25 protein-coding genes are annotated in these 22,668 nt (G+C 71.0%); 9 read left to right on the forward strand and 16 right to left on the reverse strand.

The window, feature by feature from the left end; translation table 11 throughout:
- Window positions 1–189 precede the first annotated feature (189 nt).
- Together ACFYRY_RS22120 and ACFYRY_RS22125 are read left to right on the forward strand one after the other, a co-directional pair.
- Window positions 190–1,281 (forward strand): NlpC/P60 family protein, encoded by a 1,092-nt coding sequence (locus tag ACFYRY_RS22120; RefSeq protein WP_389148038.1) that lies wholly within the window; start codon window positions 190–192, stop codon window positions 1,279–1,281.
- 310 nt (window positions 1,282–1,591) lie between these two features.
- On the forward strand, window positions 1,592–3,175 hold the full coding sequence (locus tag ACFYRY_RS22125) for a SpoIIE family protein phosphatase (protein WP_389148041.1): 1,584 nt from the start codon (window positions 1,592–1,594) through the stop codon (window positions 3,173–3,175).
- A 60-nt stretch (window positions 3,176–3,235) separates the two neighbouring features.
- On the opposite strand, the gene ACFYRY_RS22130 is transcribed toward ACFYRY_RS22125, so the two are convergent.
- The 4 genes from ACFYRY_RS22130 to ACFYRY_RS22145 all read right to left on the reverse strand — a co-directional run bounded on the left by ACFYRY_RS22130 (window position 3,236) and on the right by ACFYRY_RS22145 (window position 6,217).
- Entirely contained in the window at window positions 3,236–3,571 is a 336-nt protein-coding gene (locus ACFYRY_RS22130) for a DUF2516 family protein (RefSeq protein ID WP_389148044.1), read from the reverse strand.
- Between the two features lie 131 nt (window positions 3,572–3,702).
- Window positions 3,703–4,467 (reverse strand): hypothetical protein, encoded by a 765-nt coding sequence (locus tag ACFYRY_RS22135; RefSeq protein WP_389148047.1) that lies wholly within the window; start codon window positions 4,465–4,467, stop codon window positions 3,703–3,705.
- A gap of 77 nt (window positions 4,468–4,544) precedes the next feature.
- Complete coding sequence (locus ACFYRY_RS22140; protein WP_389148050.1) at window positions 4,545–5,111, reverse strand: helix-turn-helix domain-containing protein; 567 nt, start codon at window positions 5,109–5,111, stop codon at window positions 4,545–4,547.
- Between the two features lie 251 nt (window positions 5,112–5,362).
- Window positions 5,363–6,217 (reverse strand): NAD-dependent epimerase/dehydratase family protein, encoded by an 855-nt coding sequence (locus tag ACFYRY_RS22145; protein WP_389148414.1) that lies wholly within the window; start codon window positions 6,215–6,217, stop codon window positions 5,363–5,365.
- A gap of 136 nt (window positions 6,218–6,353) precedes the next feature.
- Here ACFYRY_RS22145 and ACFYRY_RS22150 point away from each other — a divergent pair, with 136 nt between their 5' ends.
- Window positions 6,354–7,202: a helix-turn-helix transcriptional regulator gene (locus ACFYRY_RS22150; RefSeq protein WP_389148052.1), complete on the forward strand. Its 849-nt coding sequence runs from the start codon at window positions 6,354–6,356 to the stop codon at window positions 7,200–7,202.
- 50 nt (window positions 7,203–7,252) lie between these two features.
- Here the strand turns inward: ACFYRY_RS22150 and ACFYRY_RS22155 are convergent, their stop codons facing one another.
- Together ACFYRY_RS22155 and ACFYRY_RS22160 are read right to left on the reverse strand one after the other, a co-directional pair.
- Entirely contained in the window at window positions 7,253–7,612 is a 360-nt protein-coding gene (locus tag ACFYRY_RS22155; RefSeq protein ID WP_389148055.1) for a DoxX family protein, read from the reverse strand.
- Window positions 7,613–7,688: 76 nt separating this feature from the next.
- A complete protein-coding gene (locus tag ACFYRY_RS22160) occupies window positions 7,689–8,183 on the reverse strand; it encodes a cupin domain-containing protein (RefSeq protein WP_389148058.1) in 495 nt (164 codons plus the stop codon).
- A gap of 81 nt (window positions 8,184–8,264) precedes the next feature.
- On the opposite strand from ACFYRY_RS22160, the gene ACFYRY_RS22165 reads away from it, so the two are divergent.
- Together ACFYRY_RS22165 and ACFYRY_RS22170 are read left to right on the forward strand one after the other, a co-directional pair.
- Entirely contained in the window at window positions 8,265–9,116 is an 852-nt protein-coding gene (locus tag ACFYRY_RS22165) for a LysR family transcriptional regulator (protein WP_389148061.1), read from the forward strand.
- 28 nt (window positions 9,117–9,144) lie between these two features.
- The gene (locus ACFYRY_RS22170; protein ID WP_389148064.1) at window positions 9,145–9,456 is read left to right on the forward strand and encodes a TetR family transcriptional regulator C-terminal domain-containing protein; all 312 of its coding nucleotides are present in this window, start codon (window positions 9,145–9,147) and stop codon (window positions 9,454–9,456) included.
- A 34-nt stretch (window positions 9,457–9,490) separates the two neighbouring features.
- Here the strand turns inward: ACFYRY_RS22170 and ACFYRY_RS22175 are convergent, their stop codons facing one another.
- Window positions 9,491–10,120 (reverse strand): RraA family protein, encoded by a 630-nt coding sequence (locus tag ACFYRY_RS22175; protein WP_389148066.1) that lies wholly within the window; start codon window positions 10,118–10,120, stop codon window positions 9,491–9,493.
- 206 nt (window positions 10,121–10,326) lie between these two features.
- Here ACFYRY_RS22175 and ACFYRY_RS22180 point away from each other — a divergent pair, with 206 nt between their 5' ends.
- Window positions 10,327–11,169, forward strand: coding sequence for a nitroreductase/quinone reductase family protein (locus ACFYRY_RS22180; protein ID WP_389148069.1), 843 nt, complete (start codon window positions 10,327–10,329; stop codon window positions 11,167–11,169).
- A 71-nt stretch (window positions 11,170–11,240) separates the two neighbouring features.
- Here the strand turns inward: ACFYRY_RS22180 and ACFYRY_RS22185 are convergent, their stop codons facing one another.
- The 5 genes from ACFYRY_RS22185 to ACFYRY_RS22205 form a co-directional block, all read right to left on the reverse strand.
- On the reverse strand, window positions 11,241–13,337 hold the full coding sequence (locus ACFYRY_RS22185; RefSeq protein WP_389148072.1) for a HelD family protein: 2,097 nt from the start codon (window positions 13,335–13,337) through the stop codon (window positions 11,241–11,243).
- A 55-nt stretch (window positions 13,338–13,392) separates the two neighbouring features.
- A complete protein-coding gene (locus tag ACFYRY_RS22190; RefSeq protein ID WP_389148075.1) occupies window positions 13,393–13,998 on the reverse strand; it encodes a TetR/AcrR family transcriptional regulator in 606 nt (201 codons plus the stop codon).
- A 53-nt stretch (window positions 13,999–14,051) separates the two neighbouring features.
- A complete protein-coding gene (locus ACFYRY_RS22195) occupies window positions 14,052–15,161 on the reverse strand; it encodes a phosphotransferase (RefSeq protein ID WP_389148078.1) in 1,110 nt (369 codons plus the stop codon).
- A gap of 131 nt (window positions 15,162–15,292) precedes the next feature.
- Window positions 15,293–16,006, reverse strand: a complete 714-nt coding sequence (locus ACFYRY_RS22200) for an HAD family hydrolase (RefSeq protein ID WP_389148081.1) — start codon at window positions 16,004–16,006, stop codon at window positions 15,293–15,295.
- A gap of 29 nt (window positions 16,007–16,035) precedes the next feature.
- On the reverse strand, window positions 16,036–16,920 hold the full coding sequence (locus tag ACFYRY_RS22205) for a GntR family transcriptional regulator (RefSeq protein WP_389148084.1): 885 nt from the start codon (window positions 16,918–16,920) through the stop codon (window positions 16,036–16,038).
- Between the two features lie 171 nt (window positions 16,921–17,091).
- Here ACFYRY_RS22205 and ACFYRY_RS22210 point away from each other — a divergent pair, with 171 nt between their 5' ends.
- Window positions 17,092–17,280, forward strand: coding sequence for a hypothetical protein (locus ACFYRY_RS22210; protein ID WP_389148087.1), 189 nt, complete (start codon window positions 17,092–17,094; stop codon window positions 17,278–17,280).
- A gap of 45 nt (window positions 17,281–17,325) precedes the next feature.
- On the opposite strand, the gene ACFYRY_RS22215 is transcribed toward ACFYRY_RS22210, so the two are convergent.
- Window positions 17,326–18,252, reverse strand: coding sequence for a winged helix-turn-helix domain-containing protein (locus ACFYRY_RS22215; RefSeq protein ID WP_389148089.1), 927 nt, complete (start codon window positions 18,250–18,252; stop codon window positions 17,326–17,328).
- Window positions 18,253–18,435: 183 nt separating this feature from the next.
- On the opposite strand from ACFYRY_RS22215, the gene ACFYRY_RS22220 reads away from it, so the two are divergent.
- A complete protein-coding gene (locus ACFYRY_RS22220; RefSeq protein WP_389148091.1) occupies window positions 18,436–18,621 on the forward strand; it encodes a hypothetical protein in 186 nt (61 codons plus the stop codon).
- A gap of 203 nt (window positions 18,622–18,824) precedes the next feature.
- Here ACFYRY_RS22220 and ACFYRY_RS22225 read toward each other — a convergent pair whose 3' ends face one another.
- The 3 genes from ACFYRY_RS22225 to ACFYRY_RS22235 all read right to left on the reverse strand — a co-directional run bounded on the left by ACFYRY_RS22225 (window position 18,825) and on the right by ACFYRY_RS22235 (window position 22,083).
- Entirely contained in the window at window positions 18,825–20,087 is a 1,263-nt protein-coding gene (locus tag ACFYRY_RS22225; protein WP_389148094.1) for a GNAT family N-acetyltransferase, read from the reverse strand.
- Between the two features lie 329 nt (window positions 20,088–20,416).
- Complete coding sequence (locus tag ACFYRY_RS22230) at window positions 20,417–21,421, reverse strand: asparaginase (protein ID WP_389148097.1); 1,005 nt, start codon at window positions 21,419–21,421, stop codon at window positions 20,417–20,419.
- Between the two features lie 71 nt (window positions 21,422–21,492).
- Window positions 21,493–22,083 carry an aerial mycelium formation protein gene (locus ACFYRY_RS22235; protein WP_389148100.1) on the reverse strand — a complete coding sequence of 197 codons (591 nt, stop codon included), beginning with the start codon at window positions 22,081–22,083 and terminating at the stop codon, window positions 21,493–21,495.
- A gap of 159 nt (window positions 22,084–22,242) precedes the next feature.
- Between ACFYRY_RS22235 and dtd the strand changes: the two genes are divergently transcribed.
- Entirely contained in the window at window positions 22,243–22,668 is a 426-nt protein-coding gene (dtd, locus tag ACFYRY_RS22240; RefSeq protein ID WP_389148103.1) for a D-aminoacyl-tRNA deacylase, read from the forward strand.

Raw genomic sequence — 22,668 nt, forward strand, 5'->3', positions numbered from 1 at the left:
GGCGCGCCGGGAACGATCTCCGTGAACCGTTCGTCACACAGGCGGGGAGATGCCACGGGGGACGGGGAGGGGGGAGGAACTCGGCCGGTCGACGCGCGCGACGACCTCTGTCGTTCTGCACGCCTACGTGACACGATCCCCTGGCGTCCGTATGTTACTGACGGTAAATCAGTTTTTGGGGGCACACGTATGCGAGCGGGCAAGCGAGGGTTGATCACGGCGGCCGTGACCGTCGTCTGCGCGGTCACCGTGCTGGCGGCGCCGGGTACGGCGTTCGCGGCTCCGGCCCCCACACCGGCCCCCACACCGTCCTCGACCACGACCTCGCCCGCGGCGGCCCCGCGGGACAAGGACCTCGAGGCCGTACGCAAGAAGCTGGACGAGCTGTATCACGACGCGGCGGTCGCCACGGACGCGTACAACGCCGCCGAGGAGAAGGCCGAGAAGCAGTCGGCCGACATCGTGGCACTGGCCAAGAAGATCGTCGAGGGCCAGAAGAAACTGGACCGGCTGAAGGACCGCGCGGGCGCCGCGGCCCGCTCCCAGTACCGCGGTGGCGGACTGCCGGACGAGGCCAGGCTGATGCTCAGCGACAACCCTCAGCAGTTCCTGGACGGTGCGGGCCGGGTGATCCAGGGCCACCGTGCGACCAAGGGCCTGATCGGGGACATGTCCCGCACCCAGCAGGACCTGGAGCAGTACTCCAAGGACGCCTCCGCCCAGTGGAAGAAGCTGGAAGCGGGCCGCAAGGCCAAGGCGGCGGCCAAGAAGGAGATCGAGAAGCAGATCTCGGCGGCCGAGAAGCTCGAGTCCCAGCTGGAGAAGAAGGAGAAGGAGCGCCTCGCCGAGCTGGAGAGGAAGGCCGCGCAGAAGGCGCAGACCGCCTGGGTCGACTCCGGCATCCTCGGCGAGATCAAGGACGACGCCTCCGCCCAGGGCGAGAAGGCGGTGAAGTTCGCCACGGCCCAGATGGGCAAACCGTACGAATGGGGTGCCGAGGGCCCGAAGACGTACGACTGCTCCGGACTGACCTCACAGGCCTGGGCGAGCGCCGGCCACGCGATCCCCCGCACCTCGCAGGAGCAGTGGAAGCAGCTGAAGCACGTGCCCGTCAAGGACATGCGCCCCGGAGACCTCATCATCTACTTCGACGACGCCAGCCATGTCGCGATGTACGTGGGCGACGGCGCGATCGTGCACGCCCCGCGGCCGGGGCGGACGGTGACCCTCGCCGGAGCGGGGACGATGCCGATACTGGGTGTGGTGCGGCCGGGCGCGTGAGGGTGCGCGGCGTGACGGCGTCGGGTGGGTGAGCGGGCGCGGGGCGGTGCGGGCGGGTGCGTGAGCGGGTGGCCTCTCCCACGTGATCTGGCGCACCTCAAACCTGTCGCCGACGTGACGTTCGTCATTCCGGCGCGGCAGCCGACCTGTCCAACTGCGGTACGGAACGCGGCATATGACAGCGGCCAGCGTGCGGGCAGCGTGCCGTACGCCATTCCGTTGCGGCGCCGACTACCGCTATGGTCCCCGTCGGTAGGTCGAGGTCCCTCGCCCTGCCATGCCCTCGGGGGGAGGGAAGGAACCCAAGACGATGCCCGTACCCGTACCGCGGCAGAGAGCGATCCCGGCCGTGGAGAGTGGTCAGGCGCAGGCCGCGTCCTCAGGCACCGGCCCCTCGAAGGAAGGGGCCCCGCGTGAGCCGGCCCCGCCCGGGAGCACCGCGACCGAGCCCACCGGCCGCATCGCTGCCACCGCCACCGCCATGACCGGCCCTGATGGCCCGGCCGACCCGAGCGGCTCCGCCGACGGCACACGCCCGGCCGGCCGGACCGACGCGACCGGCCAGCCCGGCGGGCCCGGCTCGCTCGGCGGCATCAGCGGCCCCAGCGGCCCCGCCGCCAGCGCAAGCACCGCCGCCGCCACCAGCACCGGTACTGGCACCGGCACCGGCACCGGCACTGGCACCGGCGCACCCAAACCCTCCGGCGTCATCGCCCCCACCGGCACCAGCCTCACCCTGCTGGTGATCGAGGACGACCCCGGCGGCTCCACGGCGGTGCCCGAGTTGCGGGACTCGGCCGGCAAGCCGATCCGGGTACGCACCGCCCGCAACCTCACCGAAGCGGCGCGGCTGCTCACCGACGACGTCCACTGCATCCTGCTGGACCTCGCGCTGCCCGCCGCCGGCCGGGCCGAGGGCGACGACGAGCTCGCCGTACTCCGGCGTGTGCTGGAGCTCGCGCCCCGGCACGCCGTCCTCGCGCTCACCGCGTCCGGCGACGCCGAGCGTGGCGCCGAAGCGGTGCGGGTGGGCGCCCAGGACTACCTGTTCCGGGACGAGCTGGACGGCCGGCTGCTGAGCCGGGCGATCCGGTACGCGGTGGAGCGCAAGCGTTCCGACACGGCCGAGCGTCGGCTCGCCGAGGGCCGGATGCGCGCCCAGGAGAACCGCCGCCTGGAACGCGGCCTGCTGCCCACGCCCCTCCTGGAGGGCTCCTCGCTCCGCTTCGCCGCCCGTTACCGGCCGGGCCGTTCCCGCGCCCTGCTCGGCGGCGACTTCTACGACACGGTCCGCACCCCGGACGGCACGGTCCACGCGATGATCGGTGACGTCTCCGGGCACGGCCCGGACGAGGCGGCGCTCGGCGTCGAGATGCGTATCGCCTGGCGGGCGCTGACACTGGCCGGTCTCTGCGGCGACCAGCTGCTTGGCACGCTCCAGCAGGTCCTGGAACACGAGCGTTCCGACGACGAGATCTTCGCGACGCTGTGCACGGTGGACATCGCCCCCGACGGCCGCCGCGCGGGCCTGTGCCTGGCGGGCCACCCGGCCCCGCTCATCGCCCGCCCCGGCCGGCCCGCACGACTGCTCCCGTACGAGAACAACGGCCCCGCCCTCGGCCTGCTGCCCGGCGCCCGGTGGCCGCGGACGCAGGTGGAGCTGGGTCCCGAGTGGAGCCTGATGCTCTACACCGACGGTCTGATCGAGGGCCATATCGGCCAGGGCCGGGAGCGGCTCGGCCAGGACGGCATGGTGGAGATGGTCCGCCGGCAACTCGCCGCGGGCCTGCACGGAGAGGCACTGCTGCGGGCCACCGTGAACGAGGCGCGCCACCTCAACGGCGGCGAGCTGACGGACGACGTGGCGGTGCTGCTGCTGGACCGGACGGGCTGAGCGACACCCGGTCACGTCACTTCCGGCACGTCACCTCCGGCACATCCCCTTCGGAGCGCCTCAGCGGCCGCCGTTGTACGGGCCGTACGGACCGTCGCTGCTGGAGCCACCGCGTCGGCTGCGGCCCCCGCCCGGCAGGCCCCGCAGGGCCGGTCGTACGTCGACCATGTACACGATCGTCGCGATCAGACCGATGATCGGCAGGAACGACAGGATGTTGAAGATCAGGTTCACCACGAAGGCGAGACCCAGGACGATCAGCCAGAAGGGCTTGGTCTTCTTGTCGGCCGCGCGGTAGGCGTCCTCGCGACGCGTGGCGGCGTCGATCAGCGCGAAGGCGCTGAAAAGGATCAGGGCGACGCTCAGCAGCCACATGAACCCTGCGAAACCCTGCATCAGCACTTCGTCCACCACCAGACTCGGCTTGTCGTCACGCGGTCACCGTACCCGTTTCCCAGGACGCCGCTACCCGCAGAACGGGCCGGGCACTCCAAGAGTGCCCGGCCCGTGATCCGTACCGCGATGCCTCACTTGGCGGGCGGCGTGGTCTTCTTCGCGGTGCTGGTCGGGGTGGCCTTGCGGGCCGGGGCCTTCTTCGCCTCCGGCTTCTTCGCCTCCGCCGGCTTCGCCTCCGGCCGCTTCGCCGGCGCGGGCACCGTCTTGGTCTCGGCCGGCTTCGGCACGGTCCGGACCACGGCGGGCTTCGGCTCGGACTTGACGGCGGCGGTCTTCGGCTCGGGCTTGGCCGCGGCGGGCGTCGGCTTCGGCTGAGCGCTCGGCTCGGCGGACGGCTCGACGGCGATCGCCAGGTCCTCGATCTCCTCGGCGGCCTCACCGCGCCAGGTCCGCACGGTCTGCTCGCCGTGCTCGGCGACCTTCTCGTAGGTCTCGCGGGCCTTGACGGCGTACTCGGCGGCGACGCCGACACCGCGCAGGGCGAAGTCCTGGGCGCTCTCGCCGAGCTTCTTCAGGTCGGCGTCGAGGGTGCTGCCGAGCTTCTTGAGGTCACCGTCGAGGGTGCCGAAGAACTCGCCGACCTTCGCCTGGATGCTCTCCTGCGCCTCCTTGGCCTTGACACTGGCCTCCTTGGCACGGGCCTGGGCCTTCTCCTGCACGGTCCTGGGGTCGGTGTTGCGCACGGCCTCGATCCGCGCAGGGGCCTCGGCGCGCAGCTGCTCGACCAGACCGGGCACCTTCTTGGCCTGCTGAAGAGCCAGGTCGGCGGTGCCGGCGGCGAAGTAGAGCGGAGTCGGGTCGCTGAGGGTCTTGCGCAGGTCGTCGGTGATGGCCATGGTGTTGGTCCTCCCGGATTCGCGTTCGGCTGAGGGTTTTGTGGTCCGCAGTCAGGCGGCCGGCGCCCTGGTCCGGCTCAACTGGCCGTCTGCTGCGGATCGGCGTCGCTGGCGCCGGTCGTGCGGGTACGACGGAGGGACTCGCGTCCGTCCGCCGGACCGTTCTCTCGTACGACGGGGTCGCCGTCCTGGGTGCCCAGGACACCGTCACTCAGAGCATCGTCACCGGGAGCGGTGGCCTGAGCGTATTCATCCGTCCAGTGGGCCACGCCCTCGTCACCCGCTTCGCCGATCCCGAACCCGTTCTCCTTGCGGAACGACTCGTAGATCTGGAGCAGCACCTGCTTCTGCCGCTCGTTCAGCGTGGGATCGGCGAGGAGGACCGCACGTGTCTCCACCTCGTCCCGGTCCCGCTCGGCGTCGAGAATGCCGGCCCGCACGTACAGCGTCTCGGCGGAGATCCGCAGGGCCTTGGCGACCTGCTGCAACACCTCCGCGCTCGGCTTGCGCAGCCCGCGCTCGATCTGGCTCAGATACGGATTGGACACCCCGGCGGCGTCGGCGAGCTGCCTGAGCGAGAGCTGCGCGGTACGCCGCTGCTCACGCAGGTAGTCACCGAGGTTGCCGACGTTGAGAGATGCCATACGTCCACCTTGCACCACCCGCGCTAACTATTGCAAGCACCCGCTTGCAATAGTGCGCCACACCACGCCGAGGTCCACCCGTGTGCTCCAACCTCGGTGTGGTCCTGTCTCTGCGACGCGTAGGCAGTCCCCCGCTTCCGCAGGCAGGTGCGGCTGGGTCCCGGTCATGCGTAAGCGAGTCCTGAAGAGTTCCGGCAGCCGGATGCTGGTTGGGCGAATGACAGGGGTGGACGGACCGGGCGCAGTGACCGTCACAGGGCCCCGGCGTCCCGGGCCGTCCAGACGCTCGGGTAGATGGGTCGAAAGCCGAGCTCGCGGCGGATCCGCTGGGTGGACACGATCCCGAACCACGGGTCGGAGTCCGTGAGTTCATGGAGCCCGGCGGGCACCTCGACTCCGTTGAGCTGGTACAGCTCGACCGTCGTGACGGGGGCATCATCGGCGATGTTGTAGATCCGGCCGGCGATACCCGGCGCGTACAGCAAACGCATCAGACCCTGGGCGACATCCGCGTGGTGGGCCATCTGCAGGCGCTGGTGCGGCGCCCAACCGGCAGCCCAGTGCAAGACGTTGGCGAGGTGCGGGTCGCCCTCACCGTAGACGAAGGGGAGCCGCCCGATGCGTACGTCCAGGCCCTTGAGCGCGAGCAGTTCACGCTCGGCCTCGGCCTTGGACTCGGGGTAGGCGCCCCACATCTCGCCGCCCGGCCGGCTTTCGTCCTCCTCAGTCAGCGGGCGGCCCCGTCCGACGCCGTACACATTGTTCGTGCTGACCTGCACGAACCGCTCCACACCGGAGGCCTGCGCGGCGCGGCCCAGGGCCACCGCGGCATCCCGGTTGACGGCCCACGCCTCCTCGTCCGGCACCCCGCGGAAGGAGGCGGCGACGTTCACGACGGCGTCCACACCGGCGAGCGCCTTGCCGAGTGTCTCCTCGTCGCGCATATCTCCTACGGCGACGTGGGCGCCCAGCTCCGCGAAGCGCTCGCCGCGGGCCGCGTCCCGCACCAGGACCCGCACCTGCTCGCCCGACTGCCGCTGGGCCAGCAGCCTCGGCACGAAGCGGCGTCCGACCTGTCCCGTCGTACCGGTCACCAAAGTCAGCATCATGTGCTCCTCACGCACGGTGTCGCCTGTCGTTGACGACCAGCCTCGGCGGATGCGGGGACGACCGGGAGAGACCTCCGCATCAGGGGATCGCAAGTCCCTGGATAAGCCGGCCGGCCTCCCGCACCCTGGAGAGGTGAACCGAGCCGAACTCGCCGACTTCCTGCGCCGCGCTCGCGCCCGCCTCGGCCCCTCCGACGTGGGCCTCACGGCCGGAGCCCGACGCCGGACGCCGGGGCTGCGCCGCGAGGAGGTGGCCCAGCTCGCCGGCATGTCCGTGGACTACTACACGCGGATGGAACAGTCCCGGGGCCCGCGCCCGTCCCGCCAGATGCTCACCGCGCTGGCCCGTGCCCTGCGCCTGACGGAGGACGAACGCGACCACCTCTTCCACCTCACCGGTGAACAGCCGCCGCGCGGGGAGGCGACCAGCACGCACGTGCGCCCGGGCCTGCTCCTGGTGCTGGACCGGCTGCACGACACCCCGGCGATGGTGGTGACCGACTGCGGCGAGGTCCTGGCCCAGAACGCGCTGTCGCGGGTGCTGAGCGGAGATGTCCTCGCCCGCCCGCCCCGAGGACGCAACATGATCCGCCGCTTCTTCCTGGACCCGGCGGCCCAGGAGCTGTTCCCGCCCGAGGACCGCCCAAAGCGCGCCCGCGAGCAGGTCGCCGCGCTGCGAGCGGTGGCCTCGGCCCGCCCCACGGACCCCGAACCCGCCGCCCTCGTCGCCGAACTACGCACGGCGAGCGAGGAGTTCGCCCACCTTTGGGACGAACACGAGGTCGCCGTACGCCGCGCCGCCACGAAACGCTTCCGGCACCCGACGATCGGCATCCTCGAACTCGACTGCGAGGTCCTCGTCAACTCCGACCACAACCAGCAACTCGTCATCCACACGGCTCGCCCAGGCACAGAGTCGTACGAGCGCTTGCAGTTGCTGCAGGTGGTGGGCTTGCAGGACCTGACGCCGACGGGCCCCTGACCGCGTGCGCGCCTCAGTGCACCCGAGGAGGTGCCGAGGGCTGTGCTCGGTCACAGGGTGGTGGAGAGCCAGATGGTCGCGGCCGCGGTGGCGGTGAGCCCGACGTTGAGTGCGATCCGGCGGTCTTCTCCGGTGAGGTGGACGGCGATCGCACCGGTCTGAAGGAGGACGAAGCCGATGGCCGCGGCCATCGCCAGCGAGGGTGCGATGCCGGTCAGCGGTGGTAGGACCAGGCCGGTCGCGCCGACTATTTCGACCGTCCCCAGGGCCCTGAGGGCGGGCAAGGGGATGCGGTCGACCCAGGCCATCATCGGCCGCAGTTGATCGCGGCTGCGGGTCACCTTCAGCGTGCCCGCGTAGAAGTAGAACAGGGCGAGAAGTCCCGCGACGATCCAGTAGACGATGTTCATGATTCCCGTTCATGGGTCACCGGTTCACGGGGACCTGTCGATTGAAGACGGCGGCCGGCCGTTCCACCCGTCGGCCTCAGGTGAGGTCGGTGGCGGGTTCGGTCGCGTAGCGGCTCATCGTGTCGATGTTGGTCTGTGGCGTCAGCGGTCGGCCGGCGGCGAGCACCTTCTGGAGGTCTCGGAAGTACTGCACGTACAGGTCGGGGGTGAAGGTGCTGAGCATGACGGCGGGTTGGTCGGTCGGGTTGGCGAAGGTGTGGGGGGTGCCGGGCGGAACCATCACGAGCGTGCCCGCGGTGGCGTCGTGGTCCTCGTCCCTGACGGTGAACCGGACGGTGCCGGAGAGGATGTAGAAGCCCTCGTCGTGGCGGGCATGGCGGTGCTGCGGCGGTCCCTGGGTGTGCGGGGCGAGGACGGACTCGGCGATCGCGAGGCGGTGCCCGGTGTGGCTGCCGTCCTCCAGGACGCGCATGCGCGTGGTGCCCAGAATGATCGTCTCGCCGTCGCCGGGACCCACCACCGATACGGTGGGGTGGGCCTGCGGCTCGCTGGTCCTGACTTCTTCGGTCATGCTCACGAGTGCACCGCCAGGGGCCTGCCGGTGTCCAAGACCCATCCCGCGGAACCGATACCTCGTGGGTATCGTTGCAGCGTGGAGCTACGGATCTTGCGCTACTTCGTGGCGGTCGCCGAGGAACTCCACTTCGGCCGGGCCGCCACCCGACTGCACATGAGTCAGCCGCCGCTGAGCCGGGCGATCAAGCAGTTGGAGGCCGACGTCGGGGCCCTGCTCTTCGCCCGCTCGCCCACCGGCGTCACGCTCACGTCGGTGGGCCTGGTGCTGCTCGACGAGGCGCGGGCTCTGCTCGAGCATGCCGACCGCGTCCGTGTACGCGTCAGCGCGGCGGCCGGCGTCGCGACCCTCACCGTCGGCATCCTGGGCGACGGCACAGACCCGGGAGTGACCAGGCTGGCCGACGCCTACCGCCGAAGCCATCCCGGCATCGACATCCGCATCCGCGACACCGACCTGACCGACCCGACGTGCGGGCTGCGCGCCGGACTGGTCGACATCGCCCTGACCCGGGCACCGTTCGACGAGACGGCCCTGACGGTGCGTGCGCTGCGCACCGATCCGGTCGGCGTGGTCCTGCGCGCCGACGATCCGCTGGCCCGCCGCGACCGGCTGCGGCTTGCCGAGCTGAGCGACCGCCGTTGGTTCCAGTTCCCGCAGGGCACTGACCCCCTCTGGCAGTCGTACTGGAACGGCGACAGGCCGCGCGAGGGCCCAGTCGTGCGCGCCGTCCAGGAATGCCTGCAGGCCGTGCTGTGGAACGGCACGATCGGCCTGGCCCCGCTCGGACACGACCTGCCCGCGGAGTTGGCCGTGGTACCCCTGATCGACATGGCGCCGAGCCGGGTCGTCGCGGCGTGGAACGAAGGTGACACCAACCCGTTGATCCGATCCTTCGTCGAGATCGCGACAGCCGCGTACCGCCACTGAGCACCGGCGACCGGCGCTGCCGCTTTCCGTGAACAATTCTGAGCCGCACGTCCCCGCCCTGGTCATGGAGGCGATGGTGCAGGCCTACCGCGACCCCGAACTCGATGCGCTGCTGAGCCGTGACAACGACGAGGAGCGGTCCACCGTCACCGCGCTGCTGCGCCGGGCCGCGGCGGCCGGGCAGATCGATCCCGCCCTGGACCCGGACGACACGGCGGCGTGGGTCATGGCCCTCATCGCCGCCCTCTACACCAGCACGGCCACCGACCCGTCCTTCCGCCCCGCGGAACAGCTCCCCACCCTGCGCCTGATCCTCGAACGCTTTCTACGGCATCCCTGACGCGAATCCCTGACGCGAGGGACCGTCGGCGGTATCAGAGCGTCCCCTCGAACCCGCCCCTGGCAAGGATCTCGTCGATCCGAGACCGATGAGCCCTCTCCCAGTCGTCCAGTGTCTGCGTCGCCTCCTCGGCCAGCTTGGCGCGGGCGGCGGTGAGGATCTCCCGGCGGCGGGCCCCGGGGACGGCCACGACGCCCTCCTCGTCGGCGACCACCACGTCACCGGCGTCCACCGGCACCCCGCCGCAGCGCACCCGCTCGCCGAACGGCGCCACCGCGGACTTGGCGGCCGGGATCGGGATGACGCCCCGGGCGAACACCGGGAAGCGCATCTCCCGTACCTCGGCGAGGTCGCGGATCAGCCCGTCGGCGACGAAGCCCGCGATGCCCCGGCGCCGGGCCACGGCGCAGACGTTGCCGCCGGCCAGCGCGTAGTCCAGGTCGCCCGACTCCACGACGATCACGGAGCCGGGCTCGGCCCGGTGGATCGCCGCGTGCAGCATCAGGTTGTCGCCCGGCGGGCACCGTACGGTGAACGCCGGCCCGGCGATCCGCGGTACCGGATCCCACAGCGGTCGTATGCCGATGTCCATGACCCGCTCGCGGCCCAGCAGGTCGGCCAGGGTGGTCGTGGGGATGTCCAGAAACTCCATGGCTTCGATCACGACGAGGACGCTACCGTTCACCCATGACTGCCGGGTCGGCCTTGTGCCGTGAGCGAGTTGGGTGCCCGGCCTCTGAGTGAGGCCGACGGGGGTCCCCCCGCTCGAGCGAATCCGCACGTGGGGGAGGGCCAGGGGCCCGCCTCTTTCTCCGCGCCACCTTCGACGTTCCGAAGAGTCCAGCGACCGAGAAAGAGAAAGAAGACAGCGTGCCCAACCCTTTCAATGAGCAGGTCATCGAGGAGTTCCGCGCCAACAAGGGCCGTATGGGCGGCCCCTTCGAGGGCGCCCGGCTGATCCTCCTCACCACCACCGGCGCCCGCACCGGCACCCCGCACACCGCCCCCGTCGGCTACCTCCCCGACGGCGGTGACCGCATCCTCGTCATCGCCTCGGCGGGCGGTGCGCCTCGTCACCCCGACTGGTACCGCAACCTCCTCGCGCACCCCGAAGTCACCGTGGAGAGCGGCGCGTTCACGTACCGGGCGCGGGCCGAGCCGCTCACCGGCGAGGAGCGGGACCAGGCCTTCGCGCGGGCCGTGGAGGCGGATGAGGGCTGGGCGGCGTACCAGGAGAAGACGGACCGGGTGATCCCGGTGGTCGCCCTGCACGAGATCGCCCAGGACGGCCCCCCGAACATCAACGCCGGCTCCTTCGGCGAGGCGATCAAGGTGGTGCACGACGCCTTCCGCCGTGAACTCGCGCAGATCCGCAAGGAGATGAGCTCGGGTACGTCCACGCTCGGTGCCCAGCTCCGGGTGAACTGCCTGACGTTCTGCCAGGGCCTGCACAACCACCACACCGGCGAGGACCTCGGCATGTTCCCGCTCCTCGCCGACCGCCATCCGAGCGCCGCCCCCGCGCTCGCCCGTCTGCGCGAGGAGCACCAGCGGATCGCGGCCCTCGCCGAGGACCTGCGCCGCGCGGTGAGTGCCGAGGACACCGACCGGGACACGGCCCGCGCGGAGGTGGAGCGCCTCACGACGGAGCTGGAAGCCCATCTGACGTACGAGGAGCAGCAGTTGATCCCGCTCCTGGACGCCACCACCTGACCCGACGAAACGTCGCCCAGGACAGAACAGGACAGGGCAGGGCACCTCCCGTCCTGGGCGACGGCCCGGAACTAGAACGGCAGCGGCCGCCCGTGCACCACGTCCAACCGGGACACCGCCCGCGTCAGCACCACGTACAGCCGGTGCAGCCCTCGCCGCTCCGCCTCCGCGATCGCGGCCGGTTCCACGGCGACGACATGGTCGTACTCGAGTCCCTTCACCAGGCTCGCCGGGACGACGGTCAGCCGGGCGCCCAGCTCCTCGGGGCCCGCCGCCGCGATCCCGGCCGCGTCGAGCGCGGCGCGCACCCGGTCCACCTCCGCGTCGGCCGCCACGACCCCGACCGATCCCTCGCGGGCCAGCGCGTCCCGGGTGGCGTCGACGACCACGTCGAGCAGCCCGCCCGCGGTCGCCTCCCGGATCCGCAGCTCGCCGTCCCGGCGCAGCGACCGCCCCGCCGGTACGTCCACCTCCAGCCTCCCCAACAGCCGGTTCGCCAGCGCCACCACCGCCTCCGGCACCCGGAACCCGGTGGTCAGCGGCACCACGGCCGCGTCCGGTTTCCCGAGGTGCCGCAGCACCGTGTCCCACGACCGCGCCGCCCAGGGCGTGGTCCCCTGCGCCAGGTCACCGAGGACCGTGAGCGACCCGAAGGCGGCCCGGCGGGCGATCGCCCGGCACTCCATCGGAGAGAGGTCCTGTGCCTCGTCGACGACGAGATGCCCATACCCCTCCGGGTGCTCGACGAGCCCGCCGACCTCGTCCAGCAGGACCAGGTCCGCGGCCGACCAGCGCGCCGACTTCCAGGACCGCGGCGGCTTCCCCCACAGCAGCGCCCGCTGCTCGTCGGCGTCCAGCAGTCCGTCCGCCGCGGCCGCCAGCACCGCCGGGTCGGTGAGGAGTTCGGCCACCACCTCCTCCGCCCGCACCCGGGGCCATACGGCGTCCAGGTACGCCCCGACCGCGCGCGACCGTTCGATCTTCCGCACCCAGGAGTTGCTCTGCGGCCCTGCCCGCCGCTCGGCCTGAGCCTGCACCCACCGCACGATCCTGCCGCGCACCCGCTCCCGCCCGACCGCGTACGGCGGTTCCTCGGTCCGTACGTCCCGCAGGATCCGGGCCAGTTCGCCGGCGGGCACCCGCCACCGATACGTCCCGTCGGGCACCACGAGGGCGACACCGATGCCGTCCCCGCCCGCGCCGTCACCGCCCGGCACCCGCGCGTACAGCGCCCGCCGCAGCACCTCCGCCATCCGGGCGTCGTGCTTGACCAGGGCGGTCCGCTCGTCGTCCACCGCGGGGCCGGCCGCCCGGGCCGCCGCGGTGGTCCGGCGGTGCGGTGCGATCTCCTCCTGGAGGGTGGACTGCCGCACGCCGGTCTCGCCCAGCGCGGGCAGCACCTCCGCGATGTAGGAGAGAAAGGTCCGGTTGGGCCCGAGGATCAGCAGTCCGCCGCGGCGGATGCGCTGCGGGTGGGTGTAGAGCAGGTACGCGGCCCGGTGCAGTCCGACGGCGGTCTTCCCGGTGCCGGGGGCGCCCTGCACGCACAGCGAGACGGGCAGGTCCCCCCGTACCAGATCGTCCTGCTCGGGTTGGATGGTCGCGGCGATGTCCCGCATGGGGCCGACCCGGGGCCGCTCGATCTCCTGGGCGACAATGCCGCTGGCCCGCGACTCCCCCCGGCCGAGGTGCTCGTCCTCCAGCCCGGTCAGGTCGGCGGACTCGCCCCGGCTGCCGGGCGCCCAGCCGAACCGGCGGCGCACCGCGACGCCCTGTGGCTCATGGGCGCTCGCCTGGTAGAAGGCGCGGGCGACGGGGGCCCGCCAGTCGACGACGAGGGGCGGCACGGCCGGGTGCTCGCTGATCCTCAGGCGCCCGATGTGGTACCGCTGCCCGCGGTGGTCCCCCGCGTCCGGGCCGAAGTCCAGCCGCCCGAAGAACAGGGGCCCTTCGGGCAGTTCCCGCAGTTGCTTGGCCTGGCTGCGCAGGCGGTACCCGAGAACCTCGGCGTCGGCCCCGGAGGCGGAGACGTCCACGGCGGTGACGACGTGTTCCTGGGCCCCGTCCACCATGGCGGCGAGGGCGGTGCGGCAACGGTCGTGGTGGCCGCGTTCCTGACGGAGGGAACTGTGGAGGGTGTCCTTGAGCGCGGGGTCGGGTGACGTCATTCCACCGAGCGTACCGGAATGTCGTTACTGAGTAACATTCTTTACTCAGACTCACTCATGTGAGGTGAGGCAACCCGGCCGCCAGGTTCCCGAAGGCCCGCTCGGCGGCGGCCACCGCGTCCGCCCGTACGTCCGCCACCCGCTCCCCCTCCGAGATCCGCCGCCAGTTGTCCAGCGCGAGGATGCGGCGCACGGCGATGATCTGCCCGGCTGCGAGCCTGGCCTCGAGGCCGCCGCCGAGCGCCTCGGCGAGCGCGGCCTCGGACCGTTCCTGGTAGGCGTACACACGGGCCGCCAGCGCGGGAGTCCCGTACAGCAGCGTGTGGAAGGCGAGCACCCGCGGATCGTCGTTGAGCCCGGTGACCGGATCGTGGCGCTCCAGCCCGTCCAGGAAGTGCCGCCGCAGCGCGCCGAGCGGAGAGGCCTGCCCGGCGACGACGCGCGCCGCCTCCTCCTCGTGATCGGCGATCCGGTACAGGACGAGGTCCTCCTTGGCCGGGAAGTACCGGAACAGGGTCGGCTTGGAGATCTCGGCCGCGGCGGCGACCTCCGCGACGGACACCGCGTCGAACCCCTTCTCCAGGAAGAGGCCGATCGCGACCTCCGACACCACCTCGTACATCCGCCGCTTCTTACGCTCACGCAGACCGGTCTCGCTCATGAAATGAGGGTAACCACCGACCGGCCCACCCACCGGCCCCCCTCGACGGCCGCCTACGAGGCGTCGGGAACGGGCTTCGGCCGGGTGCCCGTCCGCGTACCCGCCTGCCGGTGCCAGCGCACCAGCGCCGCCATGATCTGCGGATGGGCCGGCACCGTCTTCGAACCCAGCGGCTCGGCGGCCGCGGTCAGGATTCTGTGCAGTCTGGCGGCGGCGAGGGGAAGCCCCGCCCAGTTGAGATCGTCTCGCTGACGCAGTTTCAAGGACTCCCGGATGACATCGGTGAACACCGACTGCACTCTCTTGAACTCGAGGATCCGCGGCAGATCCTGTTCCCACCCGAGGGAGCTTCCGGGGCGGATGTGCTCGACGACCCGACACCATTCCTGGATCATCCGGTTCTCCTGATGGGCCGGATAACGCATCAGGTAGAGATGGGTGGCGAGGTCGTAGAGCGGGTCGCCCAGCATCGCCAACTCCCAGTCGATCACCCAGAGCCGCCCCCGGGGATCGACGATGAGGTTCTTCCGGTGCAGATCCGCGTGCAGCAGACAGAAAGGCCGCCGGGTCAGGCCGTACACACGCTTCCTGAGCCGGTCGAACGACTCGTCCCCGACACCGAGCTCCCGGAACAGCCCCTCGAACACCGGCCGGTTCGGTTCGTAGACCTGCTCCTGCATGAAGACGATCAGACGTTCCAGGAAGCTGTCGGTGTCACCGTCCTCGGGACGGTCCTGGGACTCGCAGCGCCGCTCGGCCTTCAGCATGTCCGGCGTGATCCGTACCGTCTCGCGGAACAGGTCGACGAGCTGGTCGAAGATCGCGTCGGGTACGCGTCGGCTCGACCACCACCGTCGGGTACCGACGGTCCGCCCCTCGATGAAGCCCTGGAAGTCCACCCCGCCGATGTCCACGACGTCCGGCACACACTCGATCCGGTGTTCCTTCAGGGCCCGGAGCAGTTGCTCCTCCGACCTGAAGCACCTGCGGTCGAACCACAGCAGTTCCGCGCGCGGCTCACGGCACTTGACCCAGGTCCGATCCTCCAGCGGCCACACGTGCAGCACATGGTGATGTCCCTTCAGCGTGCTGCTGACGAGGCGTGGACGGGCGCTCCACTCGTCGGCTCGCTGCCGGTCGTCGGGGACCGAGGGGGATGTCATGTGCTGATTTCAGGCCGTTCTGGTCGTGCTGCTGGGGTTGGGGGGACGCACGTTACTACCACAGAGTCAAGCGCCGAGGGAGAACCCCGGCAATTGACGGGCCGGCTCGCCCCCTCGGACCAACCGGCGGGCTAACCTCGCAGCACCCGCAGCAGGGGCTCCAGGGACCGGACGACGTCCTCGGCCCCGGCCTGTCTCAGGTGCTTCTCCTTCTTCTCGTTACGCGCGTAACCGAGGAAGGGCACCTCGGCCTCCAGCGCGGCCGCGAGGTCCGAGGGCGTGTCACCGATCATCAGGGCGTCGGACGGGGCGGCACCCAGCGCGTTCAACGCGCGGTTGAGGCAGTGCGGATCGGGCTTGAGGAGGCCGAGGTCCCGGGTACGGCCGTAGATGTGCGGGGTGAAGCAGGAGAGCAGGCCACGGCTCTCCAGGTATCCGCGGACCACCTCGGGGGAGTTGTTCGTCGTGACGGCCAGCCGGGAACCCACGGCTGTCCAGGTACGGATCAGGGGGTCCGCCCACGGGGTCGGCATCGCGCCGGGCGCGGCCTTGAGCTCCTCCTGGGTGAGACGTTTCTCCATCTCCGCCACGAGGTCACTGCCGTAGTGCCGGCTGTCGACCGCGCGCAGTACGGCCTGCGGGTCCTCGTCCTTTCGTTCCTCCTCGGTGAGGAGATGGGACAGACCGAGCGTGTCCAGCCACTCCACGAAACCCTCGGCGATGCGTTGCGAGGAGTGCTGCGCGAAGAGACCGCAGATCGGCCCGTCGAAGTCCCACAGGACGACCCGTGCACGCGCGACGAGGGCCCGCAGCCGCTCCGTGTCGTACTCGGTCTCCGCTGCCATGGGTTCAGTCCGCGTCGTATCAGAAGTCACTAGGAGAGTGTCAGGTCCCTCGTGATGGTTTCCCAGAGGGCGTCGAACCACTTCTGGGATTCCTCCACGAACGCCGCCTCGCGCCTACCGTCCTTCTGCACGAAGGAGAACAGCAGGGACTCGGTGCCCAGCACGTCGTACATGTCGAGCGTGCCCCTGTCCGACGCCTCCTCGCGGCGCGTGATCATGTAGTACGCGATCAGCGCCTCCTCCTCGTTCAGCAGGTACAGCTTCACCGGCGGGGTGAAGGGCAGCGCGCGGAACCTGACCTGGACGTCGATGCCGTGCGAGGAACGCAGGGCGCGGAGGTTGTGCTGGAGGACGTGGCCCTGGGCGTTGCGCTGGGCCAGCCAGCGCTCGTGGACCGGGTCGTCGTCCTCGCCCCGGCCCTCCACCGGGACGGGGAACGCGAGAGGGATCTCGCGGGAGGGCAGCAGGATGCGGACGTCGATCGACTCGGGGCGGATGCGGCCCTCGTGGATCAGGCGGATCGGCGCCGCCAGGGCCAGCATCAGGGACTCGGCGGTGAGGCAGGCCGCGGCCACCCGGACGTGCGGGACCGCGAACGCCTCGGTCAGGCGGGGCGCGAGGCCCACCATCGTGGGCTGCGGCTGCTCCCCCGTCGACCGGGGCGGTTCCGCGATGCGCGGTGGGCTGCCCTTGCTGACGTTGCTCAGGAGGCCGTCGTCCTGGAGGACGCGCAGGGCCTGACGCACGGTGCCGCGTTCCACACCGAACTCCTCGGCGAGTTCCGCCTGGGTGGGCAGGCGGTCGCCCGCCTTGAGGTCGCCGGTGCGGATCCGCTCCCGCAGGACATCGGCGATCTCCTGGGGCGAGAGCCTTCTGCTGCCGTTCACTGCCACGTTCTCCTGAGTCACGACCAAACGCTACAACTTTGATCCATCTATGTGGAGTTGTTTGAAAGTTGTTTATGACTAGGTACCAAGTGGGGACAACTACCTTAGAGTTGGTTACCAACTTGGTCCCGGTTGGCGAGCGCTTCGCCTCCTCTCGCCAGCAAGGCCCCTGCCGGACCGCCTGAAGGGGGAACCACCGTGCCTGTCATCGCCCTCCTCGCCGCCGTGTTCGTCGTCGGTGTCGAACAGACCGTCAAGTGGAAGTACGGAGCCATCGGTGTCGTCGGCGTGCTCCTGCTCACCATAGGCATCAAAGCCAAGAACCCGACCGTCAGCTCTCTCGGAGCCGTCGTCCTCGCACTGCTCGTCGCGGGGCCCGCCCTATGAGTCGACCAGGTCGACGGCACCCCGGTCAGCCCACTGTGGGAGACATCAGCTCGTGAGCGTCAGCTCCGAACTGATCGTCTCCCACAGTGCGTTGAACCACAGGTGGGACTGCTCCACGAAGGTCGTGTCCCGCAGGCCGGCGCCCTGCTCGAAGGCGAACAGCATCGACTGGGTGCCTTCCGCGTCGTACGTCTCCAGGTACTCGTGGTCGATCTCCGCCTCATGGCGGCCCAGCGTGTAGTAGGCGAACAGCGCCTCCTCCCCGTTGAGCAGGTACAGCTTCACCGGCGGGGTGAAGGGCAGCGCGCGGAAGGTGACGCGCACATCGATGCCGTGCGTGGCGCGCAGGGCCAGCAGGTTGTGCTTGAGCACCTGCCCCTGGGCGTTGCGCATGGCCAGCCAGCGTTCGTGCACGGGGTCGTCGTCCCCGCGCCCCTCCACCGGCACCGGGAAGGCGAGGTCGATGTCCCGGCTCGGCAGCAGGACCCGGACGTCGACCTTGGCCGGATTCAGTCGCCCGGCGTGGATCTCACGCAGCGGTTCGCCCATGGCGAGGGTGAGGGAGACCGCGGTCAGGCACAGGGCGTCGATCTCGACGTGCGGGGCGGCGAAGGCGGCCGCGATGCGGGGCGCGAGGGCCACCGTGGTGGGCAGCGGGGGCGCGCCGGGGCCGACCGGCCTGCTGCCCGGTCCCGGATCCGGCGCCACGGTCGCGGGGCTGCCCTTGGATACGTTGGTCAGCAACCGTTCCGACTGCAGGATCTGTAGTGCCTGCCGTACGACTCCCCGCTCGACCCCGAACTCGTCGGCCAGCTTGGCCTGGGTGGGCATGCGCTGGCCCGACCGCAGCTGCCCGGAGCGGATCCGGGCGCGCAGTTCGTCGGCCACCTGGTGATGTGACGTCTGTGGCCGCTGTGGCCGCTGTGCCCTCTTCCGCCCATTGACGGCGGCGTGTTTAGGGTCCACGACCAAACACTACAACTTCCCGCCATCTTTGAGCAGATCTTCGAAGGATGGTTATGAGACGTATCCAAGTGGAGATAAGTACTGTGAAGTTGGTCGCCAACTTAAGCAACGTGGTCAACATGGTCAAACTTTCGAAAGGTTGGCCAGGTGGGCGACCGATGGGGACCACCGCCCCGAAGGAGGACCGACATGCCGCTGATCGCCCTGGCCATCGCCGCCCTCGCCGTCGGCTTCGAACAGCTCGTCCAGTGGCAGCTGGGCACCATGGGCATCGTCGCCCTGGTCGCCCTCACCGCCGGGATCAAGTCCAAGAGCGTCGCGATCGGCGGCATCGGAGGGGTGATCCTCGTGATGCTGCTCGCCCAGTCCGGCTGACCGGGCTCCCTTCCGGAGGGGAGCCGGGAGCCCGGTCGGCCCGCACAACCACAACTGAACACGGTCGACACCCAGCACAGCCACAACCGAACAGCTCGCTACGGACGCACTGCCACAACTCAACACCGTCAGGACCGGCACAGCCACAACTGAACAGCTCGCTACGGATGCGGAGCAGCACCTGTCCCCGACAGGAGGGAGCCTCAGAACATGTCCGGGCACCAAGGACGCCTGGACGTACGCAGCAGGGCGTCGGCCGACCGGCCGGCGCCCGCTCGTTCTTCCCGCACCCGCCCCAGCGCCGCCAGCCGCACGGCCGACTCGTCGCCGAGCCACAGCGCGGCCAGGTCGGCCACATCGAGCGTGAGGTCGGCGTCGGCGGTCGTGCGGGTACAGGAGCCGCCCTCCGACGAGGTCTCCAACCGGTAGCGGCCGCCGGCCAGTTGGGCCCGGTCGGTCACCTCCAGCACCAGCGCCCCCTCCGTCTCGTACGTCCGCGTCTCCAGCGCCCGTACGACGTCCAGGATCCGCACCCACAGCCAGTCCGACTGCGCGGTGATCCTGGCCGCCCTCGGGTCGGGCAGCGACAACGGGAGCAGGTCGTCGGGGGCTCGCCAGCCGCTCTTGACCTGGGTGGTCCAGTCGATCGAGCAGAGGTAGCGCCACAGGGCCCGCTCGGCGGCCGGGGTCGAGGCGAGCAGCTGTTTCACGGTCGCGGTGTTGTGCGGCTGCTTGTCGTGCCAGTTGTCGTCCACCGTGTACGTGACCAGCCCCTCCACCTCGCCCTCCGGCGAGCGGTACACGGCGTAGAACGGCTCGGTCCACGTCGGGTCGAACCGTACGAGACCCGTGTGGACCCGCCACCACAACTCCTCGCGACTGATCGCGCCCGGCTGGGTTCGGCGTACCCGCTCGTGGAGTTCGGGGCCCAGCTTGCGGACGTCCTCACCGTCCACCAGGTCGATACGGCCGCCGTCGTCCGGGACGGGGCGGCGCGGGTCGAGGCCGGTGCGGGGGACGTCGATCGTCCACTCGGTCATCCAGGTGGCGGGGCCGAAGCCGTAGCGGCCGTAGATGGGGTATTCGGCGGCGATCAGGGTCGCGACGACGTCTCCGCGGTCCTTCGCCGCCGCGAGGTCCTGGGCCATCATGCGGGTGAGCAGGCCGCGGCGGCGGTGGGTGGCGGTGACGGTGACGGCGCTGATCGCGTTGGCGGGGACGGTCGCGCCGCCGACGGTGGTGAGCTGTTGGGCGAAGGAACGGAAGGTCGCGACGCACCGGCCGCCGTTGTCGCGGTCGAACGCGCCGAGGAACCTGGCCGGTTCGAACTGGGCGCGGCGGGCTTCGAGGTCGTGGTCCGGGACGGTGGGGGCGCGCAGGAATCCGGTGTTCACGGCGCGGAGCCAGTCGGCGAGTTCGGGTTCGGTGATGTGGCGTACGTCGGTGTCGGGGTGCGGGTGCGTCATGGGGTCACGGTAGGTGGGCGGGTGCGGGTGCCGCGGGGATTTTTTCTCGCCCCCGCCGCCCCTACCCGTCCCATCCCCAGGGGCTCCGCCCCTAAGACCCCACCAGGGGCTCCGCCCCTGGCCCCCGGCGGGGACTACGTCCCCTGCACCCCTGCCCGGGCGCCACGTTCGATCCATCCGGGGCGCCGCCCGGCCCCCCATCAGGGGCGCCGCCCAGACCCCGGCGGGGACAACGCCCCCTGCACCCCTGCCCAGGCGCCACGCGGCGATCCAACCGAGGCACCGCCCCAGCCCCCAACCAGGGGCCCCGCCCCCGACCGTCGCTCCCCTCAGAAAGCCGCTCGGATCTCCCCCACCTCTTCCGCTCCGCCCATCAGCGGTGCCCGTCCGATCCGTTCGACGACGGGGGAGTCGATGCCCATGAGGTTGAGGGCGCGGGCGAGTACGGGGCCCAGGGAGCGGAGGCTGCCGTCTTCGACCTTGAAGGCGAGGGCTCGGCCGTCGGGGAGGGCGAGGGCCTGGACGGCCTCCGCGCCCATCTTCGACAGGGCGCCGGGGACTTCGCGCATCAGCCAGGTGTCGGGGCGGCGGGTGCCGGCGACGTACTCGGGGTGGGCGCGCATGGCGGTGGCGACGCGGTGTTCGGGGGTGTCCGGGGCGGCCAGGGCGAAGGAGCGGTAGGCGCGGGCCAGGCCGGTGAGGGTGATCGCCAGCAGGGGCGCACCACAGCCGTCGGTGCCCACGGCGGTCACCGGCTCGCCCGCCACCTCCTCCACACCCCTGTGGATGAGCTGCTGGAGAGGGTGGGACGGGTCCAGGTAGGAGTCCAGCGGCCACTCCCGCAACGCGCACGCGGCCAGCATCGCCGTGTGCTTGCCGGAGCAGTTCATGGTCACGCGGGAGCGGACCGCGCCCGACGCCAGGTACGTCTCCCGTTCCTCCGCGTCCAACGGGAGGTCGGGCGGGCACTGGAGCAGTTCCTCGTCCAGCCCGTACTCGTCCAGCATCTTGTGGACCAGGTCACGGTGGAAGGGCTCGCCGGAGTGGCTGGCCGCGGCCAGTGCGAGGCGCTCGCCCGCCAGGTCCAGGCCCGCCCGCAGCACGCCCGCCGCCTGCATCGGCTTGTTGGAGGAGCGCGGGAAGACCGGGACCGTCACCTCCCCGAGGGCCAGTTCGACGTCTCCGGCGGCGTCCAGCACGACCAGGCTGCCCCGGTGCCGCCCTTCGACGAACCCGGAGCGGACGACCTCGGCGAGAACCGGCGGTACGGACGGCACGGGCGGTATGGGCGGCGGCACGGAAGCGGAGGCGGACTTGGCGGCGGACGCGGACATCGGCGGTGGCCTTCCGGAGAGAGGGGACCCGCCCCGACAGCGGGTCCGGGATCTCCGGTACGGCCGCCGTGTCAGATGAGCAGGTCGTCGACTTGGGCTTCCCCTTCACGGTACCTGCGGGCGATCTCCGCGCTGCAGTCGTCCGCCGTCCGCTGCAGCCGCTGCCGACGCCGGGACACCCGCTGCTCGTACCGTACGAGCCGTCCCATCGCCGTGCTCAACTCCTGGTCGGTGCGCGCCTCCAGGTCCGACAGCTCGACCTCGGCGAGCGCCTCCGCTGCCAGCAGCCGGTACTCCTCGCTGTGCGGCGTGCCCAGCGTCACATGGCGGGCGGAGGAGCGGTGCCGGGCCGGGGCGTCGGTGAGGATCTCCGACAGCCGCTCGACCAGGGATGCCTCCTCCACGGTCACGACGGCGGCCGATCCCGTCGGGGACCGCCGCCCGAGTTCCGCCCGCAGGATGTCGATACGGCCCTGAAGCAGCCGCCGCAGGTAGCTGAGGTCGGCCTCGTCGCGCTGCGCGTCCCGGCGCAGGGTGCGCAGTGCGGGCAGGCTCAGCACGTCAAGGCCGGGCTCGGGCGGGTCGGCGGGCATCCGCGGACTGTCGGTGCGCTGCACGGGCGGCCGCTGGGTGCCCAACTGCCCGGTAATCGGTGTGCTCATGTGCCTCTACCGTCCCCTCGACCGGCGTGTGCAAGCATCGTGCCACCCCAAGTGGCCACTATGTGACCGAGTGCCCCCGATCCGCCCCAGATGGGGGGTAAGCAGCCAAAAAAAGAAGGCCCGTGCGGAGCACCGCCGGCCACCGGGCATGATGGTCGGATGCGTGCGGTGGTGCAGAGGGTGGACGGCGCGAGCGTCGTCGTGGACGGTGAGACGGTCGGGGAGATCGACGGCGAGGGACTGTGTGTCCTCGTCGGGGTGACCCACGAGGACACCAAGGAGAAGGCGGCCCAGCTCGCCCGGAAGCTGTGGTCGATCCGCATGCTGGCGGACGAGCGGTCCTGCAGCGACATCGACGCGCCGCTCCTCGTCATCAGCCAGTTCACCCTGTACGGCGACGCCCGCAAGGGCCGCCGCCCCACCTGGAACGCGGCCGCCCCCGGCTACGTGGCCGAACCGCTGGTCGACGAGGTGGTCGCCCAACTCCGCACGCTGGGCGCGACGGTGGCGACGGGCCGCTTCGGCGCGCAGATGCGCGTCTCACTGACGAACGACGGCCCGTTCACCGTGCTCGTCGAGATCTAG

This window comes from Streptomyces sp. NPDC005263, from assembly GCF_042872365.1.
Lineage (GTDB): Bacteria > Actinomycetota > Actinomycetes > Streptomycetales > Streptomycetaceae > Streptomyces.

What these genes read in the sequence shown, in the direction of transcription:
- ACFYRY_RS22120 (WP_389148038.1), top strand. Translation starts at nt 190, where the DNA reads ATGCGAGCGGGCAAGCGAGGGTTGATCACGGCGGCCGTGACCGTCGTC.
- ACFYRY_RS22125 (WP_389148041.1), top strand. Translation starts at nt 1,592, where the DNA reads ATGCCCGTACCCGTACCGCGGCAGAGAGCGATCCCGGCCGTGGAGAGT.
- ACFYRY_RS22130 (WP_389148044.1), bottom strand. Translation starts at nt 3,571, where the DNA reads ATGCAGGGTTTCGCAGGGTTCATGTGGCTGCTGAGCGTCGCCCTGATC.
- ACFYRY_RS22135 (WP_389148047.1), bottom strand. Translation starts at nt 4,467, where the DNA reads ATGGCCATCACCGACGACCTGCGCAAGACCCTCAGCGACCCGACTCCG.
- ACFYRY_RS22140 (WP_389148050.1), bottom strand. Translation starts at nt 5,111, where the DNA reads ATGGCATCTCTCAACGTCGGCAACCTCGGTGACTACCTGCGTGAGCAG.
- ACFYRY_RS22145 (WP_389148414.1), bottom strand. Translation starts at nt 6,217, where the DNA reads ATGCTGACTTTGGTGACCGGTACGACGGGACAGGTCGGACGCCGCTTC.
- ACFYRY_RS22155 (WP_389148055.1), bottom strand. Translation starts at nt 7,612, where the DNA reads ATGAACATCGTCTACTGGATCGTCGCGGGACTTCTCGCCCTGTTCTAC.
- ACFYRY_RS22160 (WP_389148058.1), bottom strand. Translation starts at nt 8,183, where the DNA reads ATGACCGAAGAAGTCAGGACCAGCGAGCCGCAGGCCCACCCCACCGTA.
- ACFYRY_RS22185 (WP_389148072.1), bottom strand. Translation starts at nt 13,337, where the DNA reads ATGACGTCACCCGACCCCGCGCTCAAGGACACCCTCCACAGTTCCCTC.
- ACFYRY_RS22190 (WP_389148075.1), bottom strand. Translation starts at nt 13,998, where the DNA reads ATGAGCGAGACCGGTCTGCGTGAGCGTAAGAAGCGGCGGATGTACGAG.
- ACFYRY_RS22195 (WP_389148078.1), bottom strand. Translation starts at nt 15,161, where the DNA reads ATGACATCCCCCTCGGTCCCCGACGACCGGCAGCGAGCCGACGAGTGG.
- ACFYRY_RS22200 (WP_389148081.1), bottom strand. Translation starts at nt 16,006, where the DNA reads ATGGCAGCGGAGACCGAGTACGACACGGAGCGGCTGCGGGCCCTCGTC.
- ACFYRY_RS22220 (WP_389148091.1), top strand. Translation starts at nt 18,436, where the DNA reads ATGCCGCTGATCGCCCTGGCCATCGCCGCCCTCGCCGTCGGCTTCGAA.
- ACFYRY_RS22225 (WP_389148094.1), bottom strand. Translation starts at nt 20,087, where the DNA reads ATGACGCACCCGCACCCCGACACCGACGTACGCCACATCACCGAACCC.
- ACFYRY_RS22230 (WP_389148097.1), bottom strand. Translation starts at nt 21,421, where the DNA reads ATGTCCGCGTCCGCCGCCAAGTCCGCCTCCGCTTCCGTGCCGCCGCCC.
- ACFYRY_RS22235 (WP_389148100.1), bottom strand. Translation starts at nt 22,083, where the DNA reads ATGAGCACACCGATTACCGGGCAGTTGGGCACCCAGCGGCCGCCCGTG.
- dtd (WP_389148103.1), top strand. Translation starts at nt 22,243, where the DNA reads ATGCGTGCGGTGGTGCAGAGGGTGGACGGCGCGAGCGTCGTCGTGGAC.